The 17,634-nt window shown below is 49.0% G+C and carries 18 protein-coding genes and 1 pseudogene; 6 read left to right on the top strand and 13 right to left on the bottom strand.

Annotated features, from left to right (window positions below):
• Position 1: 1 nt before the first annotated feature.
• From LKE53_10595 to LKE53_10565, 7 genes and pseudogenes are all read right to left on the bottom strand, one after another.
• On the bottom strand, positions 2 to 910 hold the full coding sequence (locus LKE53_10595; protein ID MCH3973182.1) for a capsular polysaccharide synthesis protein: 909 nt from the start codon (positions 908 to 910) through the stop codon (positions 2 to 4).
• 1,088 nt (positions 911 to 1,998) lie between these two features.
• Positions 1,999 to 2,556 carry an acyltransferase gene (locus tag LKE53_10590; GenBank protein MCH3973181.1) on the bottom strand — a complete coding sequence of 186 codons (558 nt, stop codon included), beginning with the start codon at positions 2,554 to 2,556 and terminating at the stop codon, positions 1,999 to 2,001.
• Complete coding sequence (locus tag LKE53_10585; GenBank protein MCH3973180.1) at positions 2,553 to 3,533, bottom strand: hypothetical protein; 981 nt, start codon at positions 3,531 to 3,533, stop codon at positions 2,553 to 2,555. Before LKE53_10585 ends, LKE53_10590 begins: the two co-directional genes overlap by 4 nt.
• 3 nt (positions 3,534 to 3,536) lie before the next feature.
• Entirely contained in the window at positions 3,537 to 4,613 is a 1,077-nt protein-coding gene (locus tag LKE53_10580; GenBank protein MCH3973179.1) for a glycosyltransferase family 4 protein, read from the bottom strand.
• The gene (locus LKE53_10575; GenBank protein MCH3973178.1) at positions 4,582 to 5,754 is read right to left on the bottom strand and encodes a radical SAM protein; all 1,173 of its coding nucleotides are present in this window, start codon (positions 5,752 to 5,754) and stop codon (positions 4,582 to 4,584) included. Before LKE53_10575 ends, LKE53_10580 begins: the two co-directional genes overlap by 32 nt.
• Before the next feature lie 48 nt (positions 5,755 to 5,802).
• Positions 5,803 to 6,999, bottom strand: a pseudogene (locus LKE53_10570) (glycosyltransferase).
• On the bottom strand, positions 6,977 to 8,173 hold the full coding sequence (locus LKE53_10565; GenBank protein ID MCH3973177.1) for a glycosyltransferase family 4 protein: 1,197 nt from the start codon (positions 8,171 to 8,173) through the stop codon (positions 6,977 to 6,979). The pseudogene LKE53_10570 and the gene LKE53_10565 overlap by 23 nt, the downstream one beginning before the upstream one ends.
• Before the next feature lie 167 nt (positions 8,174 to 8,340).
• Here LKE53_10565 and LKE53_10560 point away from each other — a divergent pair, with 167 nt between their 5' ends.
• Positions 8,341 to 8,826 carry a hypothetical protein gene (locus tag LKE53_10560; protein MCH3973176.1) on the top strand — a complete coding sequence of 162 codons (486 nt, stop codon included), beginning with the start codon at positions 8,341 to 8,343 and terminating at the stop codon, positions 8,824 to 8,826.
• On the opposite strand, the gene LKE53_10555 is transcribed toward LKE53_10560, so the two are convergent.
• Positions 8,782 to 9,492 carry a sugar transferase gene (locus LKE53_10555; GenBank protein MCH3973175.1) on the bottom strand — a complete coding sequence of 237 codons (711 nt, stop codon included), beginning with the start codon at positions 9,490 to 9,492 and terminating at the stop codon, positions 8,782 to 8,784. The genes LKE53_10560 and LKE53_10555 overlap by 45 nt on opposite strands.
• 97 nt (positions 9,493 to 9,589) lie before the next feature.
• Positions 9,590 to 10,579 carry an LCP family protein gene (locus tag LKE53_10550; GenBank protein MCH3973174.1) on the bottom strand — a complete coding sequence of 330 codons (990 nt, stop codon included), beginning with the start codon at positions 10,577 to 10,579 and terminating at the stop codon, positions 9,590 to 9,592.
• Between the two features lie 190 nt (positions 10,580 to 10,769).
• Here LKE53_10550 and LKE53_10545 point away from each other — a divergent pair, with 190 nt between their 5' ends.
• The 5 genes from LKE53_10545 (at position 10,770) to LKE53_10525 (ending at position 14,320) form a co-directional block, all read left to right on the top strand.
• Positions 10,770 to 11,027 carry a hypothetical protein gene (locus LKE53_10545; GenBank protein ID MCH3973173.1) on the top strand — a complete coding sequence of 86 codons (258 nt, stop codon included), beginning with the start codon at positions 10,770 to 10,772 and terminating at the stop codon, positions 11,025 to 11,027.
• A gap of 87 nt (positions 11,028 to 11,114) precedes the next feature.
• On the top strand, positions 11,115 to 11,381 hold the full coding sequence (locus LKE53_10540) for a PqqD family protein (protein MCH3973172.1): 267 nt from the start codon (positions 11,115 to 11,117) through the stop codon (positions 11,379 to 11,381).
• Entirely contained in the window at positions 11,374 to 12,474 is a 1,101-nt protein-coding gene (locus LKE53_10535; protein ID MCH3973171.1) for a radical SAM protein, read from the top strand. Before LKE53_10540 ends, LKE53_10535 begins: the two co-directional genes overlap by 8 nt.
• A 380-nt stretch (positions 12,475 to 12,854) precedes the next feature.
• Positions 12,855 to 13,550 (top strand): Wzz/FepE/Etk N-terminal domain-containing protein, encoded by a 696-nt coding sequence (locus tag LKE53_10530; protein MCH3973170.1) that lies wholly within the window; start codon positions 12,855 to 12,857, stop codon positions 13,548 to 13,550.
• On the top strand, positions 13,547 to 14,320 hold the full coding sequence (locus LKE53_10525) for a CpsD/CapB family tyrosine-protein kinase (protein ID MCH3973169.1): 774 nt from the start codon (positions 13,547 to 13,549) through the stop codon (positions 14,318 to 14,320). The genes LKE53_10530 and LKE53_10525 overlap by 4 nt, the downstream gene beginning before the upstream one ends.
• 15 nt (positions 14,321 to 14,335) lie before the next feature.
• Here LKE53_10525 and LKE53_10520 read toward each other — a convergent pair whose 3' ends face one another.
• The 4 genes from LKE53_10520 to LKE53_10505 all read right to left on the bottom strand — a co-directional run bounded on the left by LKE53_10520 (position 14,336) and on the right by LKE53_10505 (position 17,632).
• On the bottom strand, positions 14,336 to 14,533 hold the full coding sequence (locus tag LKE53_10520) for a hypothetical protein (GenBank protein MCH3973168.1): 198 nt from the start codon (positions 14,531 to 14,533) through the stop codon (positions 14,336 to 14,338).
• Positions 14,534 to 14,632: 99 nt separating this feature from the next.
• Positions 14,633 to 16,339: an ABC transporter ATP-binding protein/permease gene (locus LKE53_10515; protein ID MCH3973167.1), complete on the bottom strand. Its 1,707-nt coding sequence runs from the start codon at positions 16,337 to 16,339 to the stop codon at positions 14,633 to 14,635.
• A complete protein-coding gene (locus tag LKE53_10510) occupies positions 16,315 to 16,800 on the bottom strand; it encodes a S24/S26 family peptidase (protein MCH3973166.1) in 486 nt (161 codons plus the stop codon). The genes LKE53_10515 and LKE53_10510 overlap by 25 nt, the downstream gene beginning before the upstream one ends.
• Complete coding sequence (locus LKE53_10505) at positions 16,772 to 17,632, bottom strand: hypothetical protein (protein ID MCH3973165.1); 861 nt, start codon at positions 17,630 to 17,632, stop codon at positions 16,772 to 16,774. The genes LKE53_10510 and LKE53_10505 overlap by 29 nt, the downstream gene beginning before the upstream one ends.
• Between the last annotated feature and the right edge of the window lie 2 nt (positions 17,633 to 17,634).

Here is a 17,634-nt window from a genome sequence, read left to right as displayed (position 1 = left end):
GCTATTTTTCTTTGTAAAGCTGATGCAGCCGGCTGGCTGTACTGTCTTCCTCAATCTTTTGCGTAAATTTATAAGTCAATTTATGAATCGACGTAAGCTGTTTAATTTGTTCGCAGCGTTTTTGGTGATAGGGGTGTGGCAATTCCTGCATCAGCAAGTGCGAATGGACGTGATTAACTGGCAAAACGCTCTCCCACTCCGCACAATGGGCCTCTGCCGCCATTCTGAAAAACAAATGCAGCAGAAAATAGTTTTTCAAATAATCATATTTCTGCCAATACTTGTACAAAAGATTCCTTGTTTCCAGCAGCAAAATGTTATTTGTCCGTTTGCTCAGCATAAGCCAGCTTCCAATCCAAAGTGTTTCCATATCCATCCAGCCGTTACGAAACACGAAGAAATCGCTCTCCTGTGCATACCGGGGCAGCGGCCCGGTCAAATACGTCGTCGCGTCCAGCCATAAGCCGCCGTACCGAATCAATAGCTCTAATCGCAGCAAATCGGATAAATGTGTATCGGTAATGATTCCTTGTTCCCATTTGTCAAGGATGTATTGGGGAAACAGGACATACTCCGATAGATTGTGTCTGGTTATGACAATCATTTCTTTCCCTTTAAGCCAATAATTTACGGATTCATAGCAGCTCTGCACAATTTCCGGGGCATTCTCCATGCCCTGCAGCCAGCAAAACCAAACATAATCCTTTTGGGCCGGCTGCTGCTCGGCTTTTGCAAAAGTGCCCACCTCTCTGCCGAATTTCTTTTTAAGCCAGGTGTACGCCCGATACATGGTCACCTGACCCGCTAAATACTGATCCGCAAAACCCGCCGCCGTCAAGAGATACCCAAAGGAATCAGCCGCTAAGGTGTGTGACTGCAGACTTTTTTGCACGCACTTTTGACGATTCAATATTTTTTCCCCTTCTTCCTTTATGTATCGCTTTTTTCGTTTTCGGCCTTTTTTTCTCATCATGAACGCCTTTTTAGGCTCTATCCAAAACAGAAGCAACCAATGCTTTTTGGCAGTCTGATAAATTAAGAGCGGAAGCAGGAAGCTTGCAGGTATTCCCACAAATACGTGTACCCATAAGGAAGCGATTCCGCACCTAAAGAGGAAAGTCCTGGCCGTTGCTGCGGCAATCGTGTGCATTAAAAAGACCGGCATAAAAATTTGACTCAGCTTGTCGAGTACCGCCGCCTGTGTTTCAAATCTTTTTTCATGCTGCCACGCAAGTTCTGTAATTGAAAATACAAAAATACACCCGAACAGCATCTTCATCATTTCAGACTGGTTTGGCCGCCGATAAACAATGCTCGAACCCGCAATGCCGAGCAGCAGGGCAGCCCACGGTACCCATCGATTTGCTTTTCTTCTCCGCCTCAAGAATACAGTCAGACTCATTCCATATAAAAACCAGGGTGTGTTGAGAAGCAGCGTGTGAACGGCATAAGGGCACACTGCCGACCATTGCGAATGAAGAATATATAAAATTTTCAGCAGAAATGAAACCGCACAGGCGATTTGCAGTTTATTCTCGCTTCGAAATCTTGGAATAATCAAAAACACAAAAAACAGCGCATATAAAAACCAATAAGGGGCGGTGGGCTCTAAAAATAGTGTTTTAAAAAAAGGCGTGGCTGGGTTGTTTACATCAGAGGAAAACCTGTTTTTCAGCAGCAGCGTTATGGCAGAAAAGGCAAAGTACGGCACCCCAAAATTCAGAAGCTTCGTTTCGATAACGGACAAGTGCTCTCTTTTTTCAAACCTTTTGTTGCTGTTTTGGTACAAAAAGCCGCTGCAGACAAAGAAGAGCGGAACATGAAAGGTATAAATGGTCTGAATGGGCCAGCAGTAAAAAAATTCTGTTTCTTTACAATAGCCGCACGCCTTCATTGACATGTAAAAATGCCCTAAAACGACTAATACACACGCAAATACTTTTATCCAATCAATCCAGTAGATTCTTCCTCTCTCTGACATAAACCGCCCCCTCGGTCCTATTTCTTTCTTTTCAGCATTTCTTCTACGGTGCAGGGTTCCCGCAGGCCAAGCTTTAAGTACGGCTGCTGAAAAGCCCTGGCTTTCTTTTTTGCTTCCTCGTAAGAGCCGATAACCCGAGCCGGGACCCCGCCGACAATGCTGCCAGGCGGCACGTCTTTCGTCACGACCGCACCCGCCGCAACAATGCAGTTTGGGCCGATGGTCACCCCGTAATTGACAGCCGCGTCTGCGCCGATGTAGACATTGTCCCAAATTTCTATTTTTCCAAATCTGCACAAATAGGTATCTGTCTGTTCTTCGTAGTTATAAACCGCGTTGGCCGCGCTGTGCGTGATGAGCCGGACGCCGGCCGAAATGACCACGTTGTCGTGAAAATGGACCAAAAAAGGCTCTGCCGGCAGAAGATTCGACTGGAAATAGCAGTGCTCGCCAACCTCGGCAAAAATTCTGTTTTTCTGAAGGTACTTCATTTTTTTCCAGCCGTCCCGAATGGTCAGCATTCTTACCTGGCGGCAATACCTGCGAAACCGGTCGTAAAGCGCGTAGAGCCTCATTTCCATTCCTCCTTTCGGTAGGACGCCATTCCTTTAAGGTTAAATAAAATTCGTTTTGCGGTGAGTTTTTTTCGGCTAAACCAAATGCTCTTGGCATAGTACCGCAGTTTGCTCCGTCTGCTTTTTCGGCGCACCAGATCCGGCGTAATCTCACCGTCCCGCTCTGTGGTTGTATCCGGGTATATGAAGTACTGTTTTCGGGGGTCATATACAGAAATGCGAAACGTAGTGGGCCGGCACCAATAGTGCAGATACATGTATTTTTCCGTCTGTAGGGAAGCATTCTGCAAATAGTACCGGGTAATTTCTCCATTTTTCCAGGTAAAGACCTGATATTTGTTTTTCCAGTTATCTGTTTCCGGCAGCAGATCCATAAAAAAGCCGTAATCGTACTTTTTGAGATGTATGTAATTGACTTTATGGTAATACGGAAGATGCAAATACTGATAAATCCGCTCCATGGGCGGCTCATCAAAAGTGCACGGTGCATCAGTGGAAAAGGCCTTTCGATAATCCGCCTTTCCGGGTACGCATGTGCGGTATCTGGCGTTTGCCTCCGCCGTATTTTTGTAAAGGGTAGAGTGCCCCTGACTGCCCACCTTTTCGTACCTCTCAAGGATATCGTCGGTGAGAAAGCTGCGAATACTGCCCCAGACCATATCCAAATCGCAGTGCCCCCAAAAGTCATAACCCACAAGCTCCTCTGAAAAGATTTCACCGTATGCCGGCTTAAAGTCGCAGAGCTTGTATGCTTTCTCTAAACGAATGGGAAAATCAAACAGCCGCTGTGCTTTCTTTTTGATTTCCGGCAGGGTGCAGTATGTCACTTGCACATTTGGCGGATACAGATATGCTGTACGGTCATCTGTAAACAGCAGCCAGGTAACCGTTGGGTTCTCTGTACAGCTCATCAGCCAAAAGGGAAAGCCCCGCGGCAGCCTGCCGAAATAGGGGACAACATAGGCAATCGTTTTCATGTGTTATATACCTTTCTCGTCTAAATGAAGCGCACAGCAGTGCGCTTTCACCATGTGCTCTAGGCTATAATGCTGGGATTTTAAAATTAGATCTTTTGTATACTGTTCTTTGTTTTGGTCGTGCAAAAGCAGCAGAACTTTTTGATATAAGTCTTCCGCATCTCCCGGCTTCGCAAGATAGCGCGCGTATTTGTCCCCTAAAAACTCCACGGCGGCGCCGCTTCCCCACGTGGATACAATCGGCATCCCAAAAGAGGCGGCTTCGTTGACCACCAGTCCCCAGCACTCCTGCCTGCTCGGAAGAAGCAGCATGGCACATGCTGCGTATTCTTTTTCCAGCGCTTCTTTTGTGAGAAATGGCACAATTTCTACATTTTTCAGTGCAGCTGCTTTCTGCTCCCTGATAAAACGCGCCGTGCGGCTGCCCATGCCGACAAATTGATACCGAATGGCAGGGTTTTTAGCTGCTGCCTGCAGTGCAACGTCCATTCCTTTATACGGAAAATATTGGCCTACTACCAGCACCCTGCCGTTTCGCCTGGCATGCAGGCCCGCTTTGGCATGGGCACTTAATTCCCTTTCATACAGCGAACTAAAACCGTACACCGTAATTTTTGAGGGACCTGCTGTTTTTTTTAGCGATTTCGCGGCCTGTTCTCCGGCGGCCAAATACCCTGTCGCACCCGAAAGGAAAAAGCGCTTGGCTGCATTTTTGAGCCCCGGCCGGTCAAGGAAAAGCTCTCCGTCTGTACTGAGCAGAAACGGGATGTGGAACATGCGCATAACCAAAACCGCAAACAGCTGGACCGGGCTGTTGCAGCACCCCACGATAATACCATCGTAAGAGGAAAAGAGAACCTTTAAAATAGAAAATGAAAAAGTGTTTTCCACCCCGATTTTTAAGCCATTCAAGTACTCTGTACGATACTTCCTTTTTTCACAGCCTGCCCATTTTTCATCACGATTTCCCGATTTTTCCCTTTCATAAAGGACTGTCAGCTGGCAGTGCTCTGCCAGTTCATTTAAAAACCGCACCCTGTACGGGACCTCAATGTTTGTAAGATACAGGATACGCTTCACCGGCACCGTCACCTACTCTCAGCTGCTCCGCAGAGACCGCACGCAAACCGTTATGGGCTTTTGCACTGCTGTCGCAGGTGCTGCACTGGTCCAGCTGTTCTTTTGTTACTTTTCCGTCTCGGTAATCCCGGACAATGGGCAGCTCATACATACTGTACGGCCGCTTGCTGAAGAGTGCTTTAAATTTATGCAGCAAAACCCAAGCAGCCGGCTCCCAGATGTACTTGTGCATGGCGGGGGAAGCGGAACCGATCATCCAGCAGCTGCGGTCACAGCAGCGGACCTCTGCGCGTACTTTTTCCGCCGCCGGGCTGTGCCAAAGTTCCGCCCATGTCTGTGTATGAAGGTTTCCCATCACTTCTTTGTCCTTGGTGCCGTTGCAGGGCATTACGTCCCCGTATGGATCAATAAAAAAAGTATCGAAACTCATATTACAGGGAAGCAGACGCTTTTGGCTGTAGATGTAGTTGATTAAGCCGTGGTTAAAGTACGCGCGAAACCACTTTTTGGGGCTGTTTGTCTTTAAAAGTTCGTTAATCAGGTTTTCAAAGTTTTGTGCAACCATTGGGCGGTCATAAATACTGTTATTTGACTCGACAAAATAGAAGCTGTTGTGCAGGGAGGCCGTGGCAAACTCCATTCCCATGTCGTTGGAAATCCGGTACAGCGGCACAAGGTCGGGGGCGTTTTTATCCTGCACAGTCATACCGAAACCGATGTCTTTTATGCCCATTTCGTGCAGTTTTTTCAGGGTGCCGTACCCGCGCTGAAAGCCATTTTCCAAACCGCGGATTTCATTATTTGTCTTTTCCAGCCCCTCAATAGAGATACGGATGCCAACCTGTGGAAATGCTTTGCAGAGGTCTACAATGCGGTCCGTAAAGAAGCCGTTGGTAGAAATGACAATGCGGTCGCTTTTTTTGTAGAGTTCGCGCACAATCTCTTTTAGGTCTGTACGAAGAAACGGCTCGCCGCCCGTGATATTGGTAAAGTACATCTGCGGCAGTTTTCGGATTGTCTCAAGCCCGATTTCTTCTTCCGGTATAGAGGGCGCCTTGTATCGGCTGCACATGGAGCAGCGCGCATTGCAGCGGTATGTAACAATCACGGTGCCGTTTAACTTTTTCGTTTCTGCCGTCATTTTGTGCTCCTTTTTGCGCTGTCCGCTAAGGTTTTCGCTCTCTCTTTTTTCGTAAATTTTCATCAGTTTGCCACAATACATGGAAACCGTATTAAAACCGGCATTTCTGCAGTTTTTGCTGTACTGGGCGGTTGTTCCTTTTTCCTGCCACAGCTTCTGGATTTTTGCTCTCAAGTCTTTGCCATTTCCGCTTTCAAAAAGTTCTCCGGTTCTGCCGTCCTCAATAAGCTCTGGAATTCCGCCGATATCGGCCCCGAGGACCGGCGTGCCGTACTGCTGACTTTCCATCACAGAAAACGGGCAGTTTTCGTACCATTCAGAGGGATATACGCTGAAGCGTGCCTCCCGAATCAGCTGCTCCAGCGCTGTCCCTTTCTGGAATCCAACGTTTTTCAGGCTGGGGATGCCCCCCAGTTCTTTTTCAAGCGGGCCAGCGCCGGCAAAGACGAATGGAATCTCTGGCAGTGCTCTGCACACTTTCAGCAGGGTACCAATTCCTTTTTCTGCAGAGAAGCGCCCAAAGTACAAAACATACTCTTTTTTCGCTGTGTCTTTCCACGCTGTCTGCTCAACGAAGTTATGCAGCACCTCCGTTTTTTTTGCAAAGAGGGGATTGCTGTCCATTTTTTGCTTCATAAACGCCGAACAGCAGAGAATGGTGTCTATGTACCTGTACACGCCGGCTGCTTTCCAAAAGGACGCTTCCAGCGCCCCAACGGCGCTTTTTGCAGCAGAACCGTGAATACACCTGCCTTTGATGCAGTTTATGAAATGGCCGCCCAGACATTTTTCGCAGTTTTCATGGGTATTGGGGTTGTGCAGCATATGGTTTGGGCACACCAAATTGTAGTCATGCGCTGTAAAAATGACTTTGCAGCTGTGCCTGGTCTGTTTTTCCCATTTCTGTATTTCTAATAGGATAGACGGCGTAAGTTGATAGGTGAAATTATTCAAATGACAGACGTCCGGCACAAAATCATCAAGTACCCGGCGAATCTGCTTTCGCGCTTCTGCTGAATAGATGGCTTTTATCGCGCAGGCCAGCTTTTGCCGCCTGCCACCGCTGTGAAAATTCATGTCTGCAGTGTAGGCATTCACACGGTTTCCTACACAGCGCCCGGCGTGTTCCATGCCGAAATACTGCACTTCGTGCCCCTGTTCCTGCAGGTACTTTCCAAGCTGAAAGATGTAGGTTTCCGAGCCGCCGTTTGGATACAGGAACTTATTGATCAGCAGCACTTTCATTGTATGAAACTCTCCCTCCTTTCGCGCTTTTTGGGCAGCTGCCCTTTCTATAGAGGTTCAGGGTCTGCTCTGTCACATCGTCCCAGTTGTATTTCCCGCAGATAAAATCCGCCGCCTGCTGCTGATACTTCTGTACTTTTTCTCGGTTGTCACACAGTTCCTGCAGCTTTTGCCGCAAATCGGTTTCATTTCCCTTTTGAAACACAGCTGCCTTGTCCTCGACAACCTCTGTGCATTCCGCAATATCACTCACAACACAGCAGTTGCCATAACTCATCGCCTCCAACAGACTGAGCGGCATCCCCTCTAAATCCGAGGGCAGGGTATAGAGATACGCGTTGCTGTAAAGCTCTGCAAGGGCCAGCCCCTCTACAAAGCCCGTAAAGAGAATACGCTTATCACTGGCCGCCAATTCCTGCAGTTCTGCCACAAAATGGTCTGTGTCAGAAGCCGCCCCAGCAATCACCAGCCGTTTTTCTGTTTTTACCCCTTTGAAAGCATTGATCAGGTATCGAAGCCCTTTTTCCGGAACCAGCCGCCCGAGGAAAAGAAGGTATCCGTTCTTTTCCAATCCCCATTTTTTCTGAATCAACTCTGCAGAATGGAGGGACGGGCGTGAGACGCCGTTTGGAATAAAAGAGGTTTCGCGCCCATAGGCGGCCTTAAAGTATGCCTTCATATCGGCACTTAAAACAATGATTTCGTCCGCAGCTTTTGCTGCCTCTTTTTCACCGAAGCGAATGTAGGGGGCGGCAAAGCTGCCTTTCCACTTTTTGCGCTGCCAATCGAGCCCGTGTATGGTGGCAATACACCTTTTCCCAAAAAGCTTTGGAAGCCACAGCATGGCGCACGGCCCTTCCGCATGAAAGTGGACCACATCATAGTCCCCAAATGCCGCACAGGCTGCGGCACAAAAAGATGAACTCACCGCCGACAAACCTTTGCCCTCTATCGTAAAGATCGATTTCAGCCGCACGCCCCGGTATTTTGTCTGCTTCTTTTCGCCGGCACAGCGCCCGCGGCGGTTATAGCAGGTCACTGCATGGCCTTGTGCGGCCATACGGACCGCGAGCTGCTCTACTACAACCTCGACGCCGCCTGCCCTTGACGGAATGCGTTTGTGCCCAAGCATTGCGATTTTCAATTTTTTCGTGCTGTCGTCCTTTTTCTGCATGGTTTTGCTCCTCATCAGGGGAACCTTGTCTGGGGGCTGTCTGGTGCAAGCTTTCTGTTTCGCCGGCCCTTGAGCAAAGCATACAACAACAGCACCGCGAAAAAAGCACCTGCCGTGTCGATAAAAACATCTCGCATGGCAGGGGTCCTGGCAGAAACAAAAATCTGATGGATTTCATCGCCGCAGGCAAACAAAAAAGAAAGCAGAAGCACCCATGCAGCAGTTTTGCGCGGAAAAAACCGCCGGCGATAATGGAAAAACAGGCTCAGACAAAGCCCCAGCAAAAAATATTCCGTAAAATGTGCGCATTTTCGGAGAAAGAAATTGATATTCTGGTAATACCTTTCTTTCTCCCCTGGTGGCATCAGACGTTCTTTCTCCAAAAAATCACAGACTGCACCGGACAAGCGCCCGCTCAGCGTATTGCTCTGATTAGAAGTCTGGCTGGAAAAGCGAAAAATCATGACCAAACAGGCGCAGCACAGTACAAAAAAGAAAACAGAAAGTTCTCGCTCTTTTTGCATGCTTTTTTTCTTCTTGATAAAGACCACTCCTGTTTCTCAAAATTTCGGGACGCAAAACCCGAAAAGCATACCCAGCAAAGGCAGCTATTCTTCGCCTTTGCGCCACAGGACAACCGCAACGGTTTTTAATATCAATTTCAAATCCAGCCGCAGGCTGCGTTCTTTTATGTACTGTAGGTCCAGGTTGACCCAGTCATCAAAGGTAGACACTTTGCCTTTTTGAATCTGCCAATAGCAGGTAAGCCCCGGCTTTACCTGCAGGCGCCCGCATTGATACGCTGTATACTGCTCTACTTCCTCTGGCAGCGGCGGGCGCGGCCCCACTAGGCTCATATCTCCTTTTAAAATATTCACCAGCTGCGGCAGCTCATCTATGCAGGTCTGCCGCAGGATTTTCCCGATTTTTGTGACCCGCGGGTCATTCGATAATTTAAACGCCGGCCCGTCTCGCTCGTTTTCTCCCTGTAGGCCCTGCAGTTTTTGCTCTGCATCGCCGCACATACTGCGGAATTTGTACATGCGAAAATGCTTTTTGTTTTTCCCGATCCGTTCCTGAACAAAAATCGCCGGGCCGGGACTGTCAAATCGAATGGCAATGGCCACCGCCAACAGCAGTGGAGAGAGCAGGGCCATCGCCAAAAGGCTGAAAACAATGTCTGCTGTCCGTTTCACAAAAAGATAGCAGCCCTGTTTTTTCTGCTCCGCTCTGCTTTCTGTCTTTCTGTAAAAGCGCTCACAGCTTTTTTTGTAATTTCTGCCGTTCCTCAGTGAGCCGACGCTCTCGACACTTTTCATAAAAGGATCTCCTTTCTGCTCATCGATACTTGTTTCCTTCCGGATTTTTTCGTGCAGATACGTTCATCTGTACTGCCAAAAAAGTAAAAGAGCCGCTTTACCCATAGATTTTCCCCTGCAATTCCGTGCAGTTTTTTTCAAAGTCAATCTGCAGAACGTCCATGCCATTTATCACTTTTTCGGTGTAAGCGCCGTCTATAGGGATGCGGTCCTGCACAACCTTATATTTTGAAAGGGTGGGGAAAGAGCGGACCAGCGACCAAACTTCGCTTTGCGTCAAGTTTGTTGTGATATTAGGAAGCAGAAGATTCATCGTGCTGTTTAACTGCACCGGATTTTGTTTCTTTCCCTTTTCCAGTATTTTCATCAGCACCGTGCGCTGCCGCTCAGTGCGCCGGTAATCTCCGCCTACAGAGCGGATACGGGAATAGCCCAGCGCCTGCTTGCCAGTCAGCGTAAGCCCCTTTCCCGCGTGCTGCAAAAGGCCGTCTGCTGCAGCGCTTTTCTGCAGGCTGTTGAGTTCTTTTACATACTGATTACATGCGGGAAGTTCTTTCTCTGTTACGTCCATTTGAATGCCGCCCAGGGAATCGATGATTGCAATAAAGGAAGAAAAATTGACTTGCACATACCGGTCAATTTGAATTTTAAAATTCTGCTGTATGGTCTGCATCAGCAGAGCCGCGCCGCCAAAAGAATAGGCTGCATTCAAACGGTTATTTCCGTGCCCCGGAATCGGCAGGCAGCTGTCACGCATAAAGGAAGTAAGAACGACCTTAGACGTTTCACGGTTGACAGAAACCAAAATCATCGTATCTGACCGGCTGCCCGCTGCCGCCGCCCGATTGTCCGTACCAATAAGCAGCACATTCAAAACATCCTGGTGGTATTTGGCGCCCTCCGGCACAGAGGACGCCGATTGCTTTCTGCCTGCAGCCGGCGCATAGTGGATTTTCGCGAGCATGTTGTTGACATAAAAGAAAGGACCCAGTACACAGGCACAAAGGACCGCTGTACCAATGACAACCGCAGAAAATGCCCTGTGCTTTTTTTGTTTTTTTACTGTGTAAATTCTGCGTTTTTCCATACCGAATCCCCCGAATCACACTCTGTATTTTGTAAATACTTTCCTGTAAACAGGAAGTTTCTGCACAAAATTGACGCAATACAAAAATCCCTGTCACAAATTTTTTAGGCTTTAAAAATCCCTTGTTTCCTGTTTTGCGGGAACGGCTTTTTGCCGCGGTCTGCAGTACATCTTCCCGCAGATTTATATTTTGTTTCCGCGCGGCTTTGTTCCGCCTTTTAAAAAAAAATTTCACGGCAAAGCGCATTCTTCTGCGCTTCTTTTTTCCCTCTTCATTTTTTCAAGTCTATGTGACAAACAGGGAAGATATGAACGGGAAAGTGCGGCTGAAAAAGCTGCACAAAAGGGAGGAGAAAACACTGAAAATATTTTCTCCTCTTTTCCTTTTAAAAAAGAGTTCATTCCATTTTTTGCGGGTATACGAAAGGTATTTCCCGCATATTCATGAATTGTCAATGCCAACTTATCAAACGTTAAGCAGCGCAGCAAAAACTGCGGCAGTGCAAAAAAATTGATCTGTAAAGGAGTACCTGTTATGAAACTGAAATCACAGCTGATGCTTCGAAATATTGCAGGGAACTACATGGTGGTTCCTGTAGGGGAGCGCACACAGGACGTTCCGGGTGTAATTGCGCTTAATGAAACCGGTGCTTTTCTATGGAAGCTGCTGGAACAGGACACAACAAAGGAAACGCTTCTGCACGCGCTAACAGCGGAATATGAAGTGGACGAAGCAGAAGCACAAAAGGACCTGCAAACCTTTTTAGCCGATTTACAAGAAAAGGGGTGGTTGGATGCCTGAAAGACAGAATCAATCCTTTTTGGATATGAACTGGACACAGTACCGCGAAATGTTGAAACAGGAAACACGCAAAAAGCGAATTCCGCTGCTGGGGACATTTGAGCTGACCCCGCTGTGCAATTTCAGCTGTAAAATGTGCTATGTGCATCTGCGGCCGGAACAGATGAAAAAAATTGGCCATCTGCGCACTGCAGCGGAATGGCTTTTCCTGGGGCGGCAGGCAAGAGCCGCCGGAACACTGACCCTGCTCTTGACTGGCGGCGAGGTGATGACGCGGCCGGACTTTGCAGAAATCTACAGCGGGCTTTCTGAAATGGGATTTGTAATTGTTATTTACAGCAACGGCTACTCTCTTTCAGATGAAATGCTTGCTGTCCTGCGCAAATATCCGCCGAAATTATTTCGAATTACCTTATACGGCGCTTCCAATGAAACCTACCAAGCCCTGTGCGGCGTACCAGACGGCTACGACCGTGTAATGAAAAACATTCACCGCCTGCTGAAAGCCAAGATTGCAGTAGCACTGGCTTTTACCGGCACAAAATGCAATCTGTCTGACCTGCCCGCTGTACAGAAGATTTCCGAAAAACTGGACGTGGCGTTTGAGTATACGGTAAATCTGCTTTCGGCGGTGCGCGGTGCACAGCAGGACGCGCTGTCCTATATGGTCACCGATGACGATATTAAAAAAATACAGTTCTCTGCCATACAGCGGACACCGGCGGAGCATCCAAAAGCGCCGCCAAAGCGCGCCAAAAACCGTGAGCGGCAGCCTTTGTCAAAATGTGGAAGCGACCAGTGCGGATTTTGGGTTACCTGGGACGGAAAAATGGGTTTGTGCGCAAGCTTGTCGTCCATTCAAACGAAACCGTTTGAGCAGGGCTTCTCTGCCGCGTGGAAAGCGCTGTGCAGCAAAACAGCACAGCTGAAGCTGCCCGAAGAATGCAGCACCTGCCAGTATTACGATTTCTGTACCTCGTGCCCTGGTTCACGAGATGCAGACACAGGCAGCCCGGAAATGATTTTCCCACAGCACTGTGCATTGGCCAAAAAAAGATATCTCAGCTCTAACGCCGCGTCTACATCTGTGTAGCCTGAGCTTAATAAACAAAGGACACATATCTTAAGTGCTTTTATACAGAATGGCTTCCATTTTTATATAAGGAGGTGAATGCTATGCGAAAAAAGTATCTGGTCCCTCAGGCAAAACTGTTTCAGATCAAAGCGGAAGAAAAGGTTGCCTGCTGCTGCACAAAACCCGTGAAGAGCACCTTGCCTGGTAATTGTTTCTGCTCTTGTTCGACACAAGGAAGCTAAAAACAGTCTTGTCCTTTTCATGATTTTTTCGGGGGTCTGTCCTTTCATTTTTCTGCTGCGTACTGTCTAAACCATTTTGTGTACAGACATTTTTGCGGAAGCCATTCTGTATGAAAACAGTGAAAGATTTTTGCGCCCCATCAAAGGAGGTTTATCGTGCAGGAACAAGAAGATACAGAAATCGACTTAGGAAGGCTTTTCCGCTCTCTTAAAAAGCACTGGTACCTGCTGCTCGGGGGGCTTGCCGCCGGCGCTGTTATTGCCGGGCTTATCAGTCTTTTCTGTATGCCAAAGCTCTATACATCTACCGCTACCATGTATGTCTATACTTCCAGCAAAACGGAGAGAAATATTACAACCATGGACCTTGAAACCTCTCAAAAATTGGCGTTTACTTACATCGTGATTCTAAAAGATACTGATGTGATGCAGCAGGTGGCAGACAGACTCAGCCAGCCGATCAGCGTGCAGGCACTGAAAAATGCGGTATCCGTTTCCGCTGTAAATGAAACGGAAGTCCTGTCGATTTCCGCCTCTACCGAAAGCCCTCAGTTTTCGGCAGAGGTCTGCAATACCATAGCCAGAATAGCGCCGGATGTACTCAAGCGTGTCGTAAAAGCCGGGTCCGCAGAACTCATCAGCGCAGCAAAACCCGCCGGCGCGCCCTCTTCCCCGGACGTGGAAAAAAATACCCTGATCGGCGCTTTGGCGGGTTTTATCATTGTGCTGATAATCTGCATTGTAAAAGAACTGACGGACAAGCGGATTCAAACCGCCCAGGACCTCGCGCGGCTGAATCTGCCGATTCTCGGCGAAATTCCGGAAATAAGAAAGAGGAGGCGAATTCCTTGAAAAAAAAGCCGGATAAAAAAAGGAACCGCACTCTGCATACGCAAAGTGCGGCAAAAGCGGCTCAAGATTTCAAAGCTGCCGAAGCATTTAAGTTTCTTCGTACCAATTTATTATTTACCCTAAGTGAAGATCAGAAAATTGTGGTAGTGACAAGCGCAGAAGCGTGTGTCGGCAAGTCTGTGGTAGCAGCGAACCTCGCCGTTTCTTTGGCACAGACAGGTGCGCGCATCCTTTTGGTCGATGGGGATCTGCGGCAGCCGACGCAGCATCGGATTTTTGAGCAGCCCAATGCCGCCGGGCTCTCTACACTGCTCAGTGAACAGGAACCTATAGGGCAGGTTATACACCCTTTTCCGGAGGAACCTGGGCTTTTTCTGCTGACTGCAGGGCCGGTGCCAGACAATCCGGCTGAACTGCTGGCAAGTGAAAAAATGCGCAGCCTTTTGGAAACATGGACCGAGGAATATGACTATGTCTTAATGGATACACCTCCCGTTGAAATGGTTGTTGACTCGCTTTCTGTAATTCCGCGCACAGCGGGTGCTATTTTAATTGCAAAAGCTGGCACTACAACAGCGGATACGCTGACCGGCGCAGCGGACAAAATCCGCAGCGTAAAGGGCAAAATACTGGGGATTGTCTTGAACCAAATAGAAACCAAAACCGATAAACGTTTGTACAGAGAATGCAGCCGGCACAGTATGCACGACAGCGAAAAGGAAAACCCGGGCTTTCCACAGCTGCTGTATTGCCAGCGCAGCAGCGGCTGAAAACAGAGCAGGCCGTCAAAAGATAAGCGGTTCTACGTTCTTTATTTTCAGGGCAAGCTGTGTCCCATAGTTCTGCCGGCTGTAAGTCACCGGAATTTCTTCTGCAAAATTGTCACTGCTCACAGGCAGTTTTGTTGAAGTTTCCGGTGGCTTTTTTCTGCGTATCTGCAGATGCGTCGGCCGCAGGCGCTTTTGTTCCAGCCTTTGATACATAAAAAGGTGCACTCCGCCAAAAGAACAGACGAGAATACACCAGATATAAAAAGCAGCTACCTCACCAGAAAAGCGGCACAAATTGGCCTGAAAATGCAGCTACAGCAATTTGTTTTTCTGTATTTCCGTGATTTTCTTTTCCTCTACACGCAAAATCTGCGTACAGTATGCCAGCACACTGCTGCGGTGCGTGATGAAGATGCAGGTCGGGTGCTCTGGCAGCTGCGCAATCTGCTGCAGCACGCACAGTTCAGTTTTTTCGTCAAGCGCAGAAGTTGCTTCGTCTAGAAGCAGGACCGGAACCTTTCGCAGCAGCGCACGCGCAATGCTGATCCGCTGTGCCTGCCCCTCTGAAAGGCCGGCGCCCGTTTCCCCCAGGGTGGTTTCCAGCCCATTGGGAAGCGCAGAGACAAACGGCCATGCGTCCGCGGCGCGCAGAGCGCGCTCCATGTCATCATCGGCTGCGCCGCTGCTGCCCATTTGCAGGTTTTCACGGATTGTTCCGCTGAAAAGGGTGTTGCCCTGTGGTACATAGCTGATGTAAGCGCGCGCAGCGGCAGAGCAGGGCAGAGAATGACCGGCTCTGTCCTGATAGACAATTCTGCCTTTCTGCGGTTCTAAGAATGCCAGCAGCAGGCGAATCAGCGTTGTCTTGCCCGCACCCGACTCTCCTACAACTGCTGTCACAGCACCCGGCGCAATGGAAAAAGACGCGTCCTGAAAAACTGCCTGGCCGCCATACGAAAAGAAAATATTTTTCGCAAAAACGCCAAGTCTGCCGGCAAGGGGAGCGCTTTCCCGTTTTGCCGGCAGTGTTTCTTTGGGTAGGCCGTCAATATCCATAATGCGGCCGGCGGAAGCCAAAACAGAGATAACCTGCGGCAGAGTGTCCGCCAAACCCATTATAGGCGCCTGAATCTGTCCCACCAAAGAGAGAAAGGCAGAAAGGGTGCCATACCCAATCGCTTTTTTTGCAAGTTTCAGTACGCCGCTGATAAATGCGAATAAATATCCTACAAAAAAGGATAAGCCGATGACAGCATTTGCCGCAACGCTCATGGCGTTCTTTTTGCACACCCAAAGGAAGCGCTCCCCCTGCAGCCGGTCTAGCCCGGCCCGGCTCTGCTCTTCCTGACAAAAAGCTTTCAAAATAGTGACATGCGACAGATGTTCCTGTAAAAAAATGCGGTAATCTGCCTCTGACTGCTGAAGATGGACCTGCAGCTTTTTGAGTTTCACGCCAAATAAAATACTAGCCGCGGCGGCAATCGGTCCCAGAATCAAGGCAAACACTGCCAAGGACTTGTCGTAATGATAGAGCAGCAAAAACGCGGAAATGATCTGCACTGCCAGGGAAACTAAGTAGATTGAAAGATTTACAATGCCGTTGGTCACGGCACCGATATCGCTGGTCATACGGGAAAGCAGTTCCTCACTGTGAAACTGCTGCAGAGCGCTCCATTTGGTCTGTAGAATTTGGTCGTACAGATGATTGCGAATTTGATAGGAGAATTTTTCTGTCCACAAAGTCGTCAAAAGGTCCAGCACGATACCCAAAACCAGGGACAGCAGATTGAGAGCAACCAGCAGGGTGAGGGACCATTTCAGCCCCAAAGCCGCGGAAGCGCAGTCTATAACCAGCTTATCGACTGCCGCGGAAAAGACACCAAACAGCACAACGGAGATTTTTATGAGCATCAGCACTGTGAGCCGGCCGGCGTATGGGCGGCTCTGCTGAAAAATCCAGACAGCGTAGCGCTTTTGGCTGTCTCTGTCCGAAATCAGCTTTTTGATTTTTTCCCACATGAACTTTCCCTTTCCGAAAGCCGCCTCCACATGCTGCAAAAGCGGAAAATCTGCGGCCTGACAGGCCGCACCGCGCACCAAAGTCTGCTGTAAGTCCGGTAAAGCGGTGCCCGGCAGTCTATCATTTTTCCGCTGCGCTGAAAGCGCCGCACCAACGCAGCTGCGCAGCATTCGGGTACGTTTTCCGTAAACATCTGGCCGTCCCCATTCATTTCCAGTATGCCTTTTTGGGCGTGCAGGACCCGGTGCAAAACAACTTGGCCGTTTTTTCGCCGAAATAAAACAATATCGCCGCGCCGCGCGGGGCGGTTTAGGGCTGTCAGCCACACCGTGTCCCGCAAATGGTGCAGAGTGGGCTGCATACTGGTCCCATTGACTAGCATTGGGCAGACAGCGCCCGCCGCTGCCGGGGTTTTAAAAAACGCATATAAATCAGCCGCAGGAACAGAGATTATCTCCATGGCCATTCCCCTCTTCCCCAAAAAGCGTATTCCTTGTCAAAAGGGCAGCTTCCCGATTTGGCAGACAGGAAAGCAGATAAACCGGAATATCCGCCAAAAGCGTGTCTAGCGTCTGCATTGTCTGCACGGCTGCTGCGGATTTCCAGCTGGGATAATAGATATGCGGGGTTACTTTCTGCAGCAATTCCATACCGGAAAGGCGGCGAATCCGGTTCTGCTTTGCCTGCTGCAAAACCACGACCGCGCGCAGTGGGGCATGAGCATTTAAGACATACTCTGAAGAACCACACCACGGGGAACCGTACGCATCCCATCTGCCCTTGACAGAGCGGATAAACGCTTTGTCTCCATTGAGGATACGGGCACCTAAAAAATTCTGCCACAGCTTTGCCTGTGTAGATTTTCCAACGCCCGGAGACGCGGTAAAAACGACCGCCCCGCCCGCACACTCCACCAAAGAAGCGTGCATCATCAGGCCGTTTTGCTGTGCCAGCTGCGGCAGAAAAGCCGCCAGTAATAGATTTAGGTACATATCATCGCTGTATTCATCTGTTTCGGAAAGAGAAGCGCAGCCGCCTTCCTCAAATGTCAGCAGGGCCGCGTCGGAATAGGTATTCCACACCTGCTTAGCGTCGCCGTTTTCTTCTTTTGCAAAAGCCAAAATAGAGATGCGGAAATCTTCGGGCAGGTGAGGATTTGCTGCTGCATGCACTGTGCGCACCCGCAGGCACGGCGGCGCTTTTTCCGCTGCCCTGAATTTTTGCAGAGACTGCGGCAAAGAAAGTTCTCCCTGCAGCTCTACAGACAAGTTACAAAGGCTGATAACATCCATAC

The organism is Oscillospiraceae bacterium (genome assembly GCA_022483045.1).
GTDB lineage: Bacteria > Bacillota > Clostridia > Oscillospirales > Acutalibacteraceae > Caproicibacterium.
The sequence above is the reverse complement of the archived record's forward strand: the minus strand, read 5'-3'. Positions and strand labels throughout refer to the sequence as shown.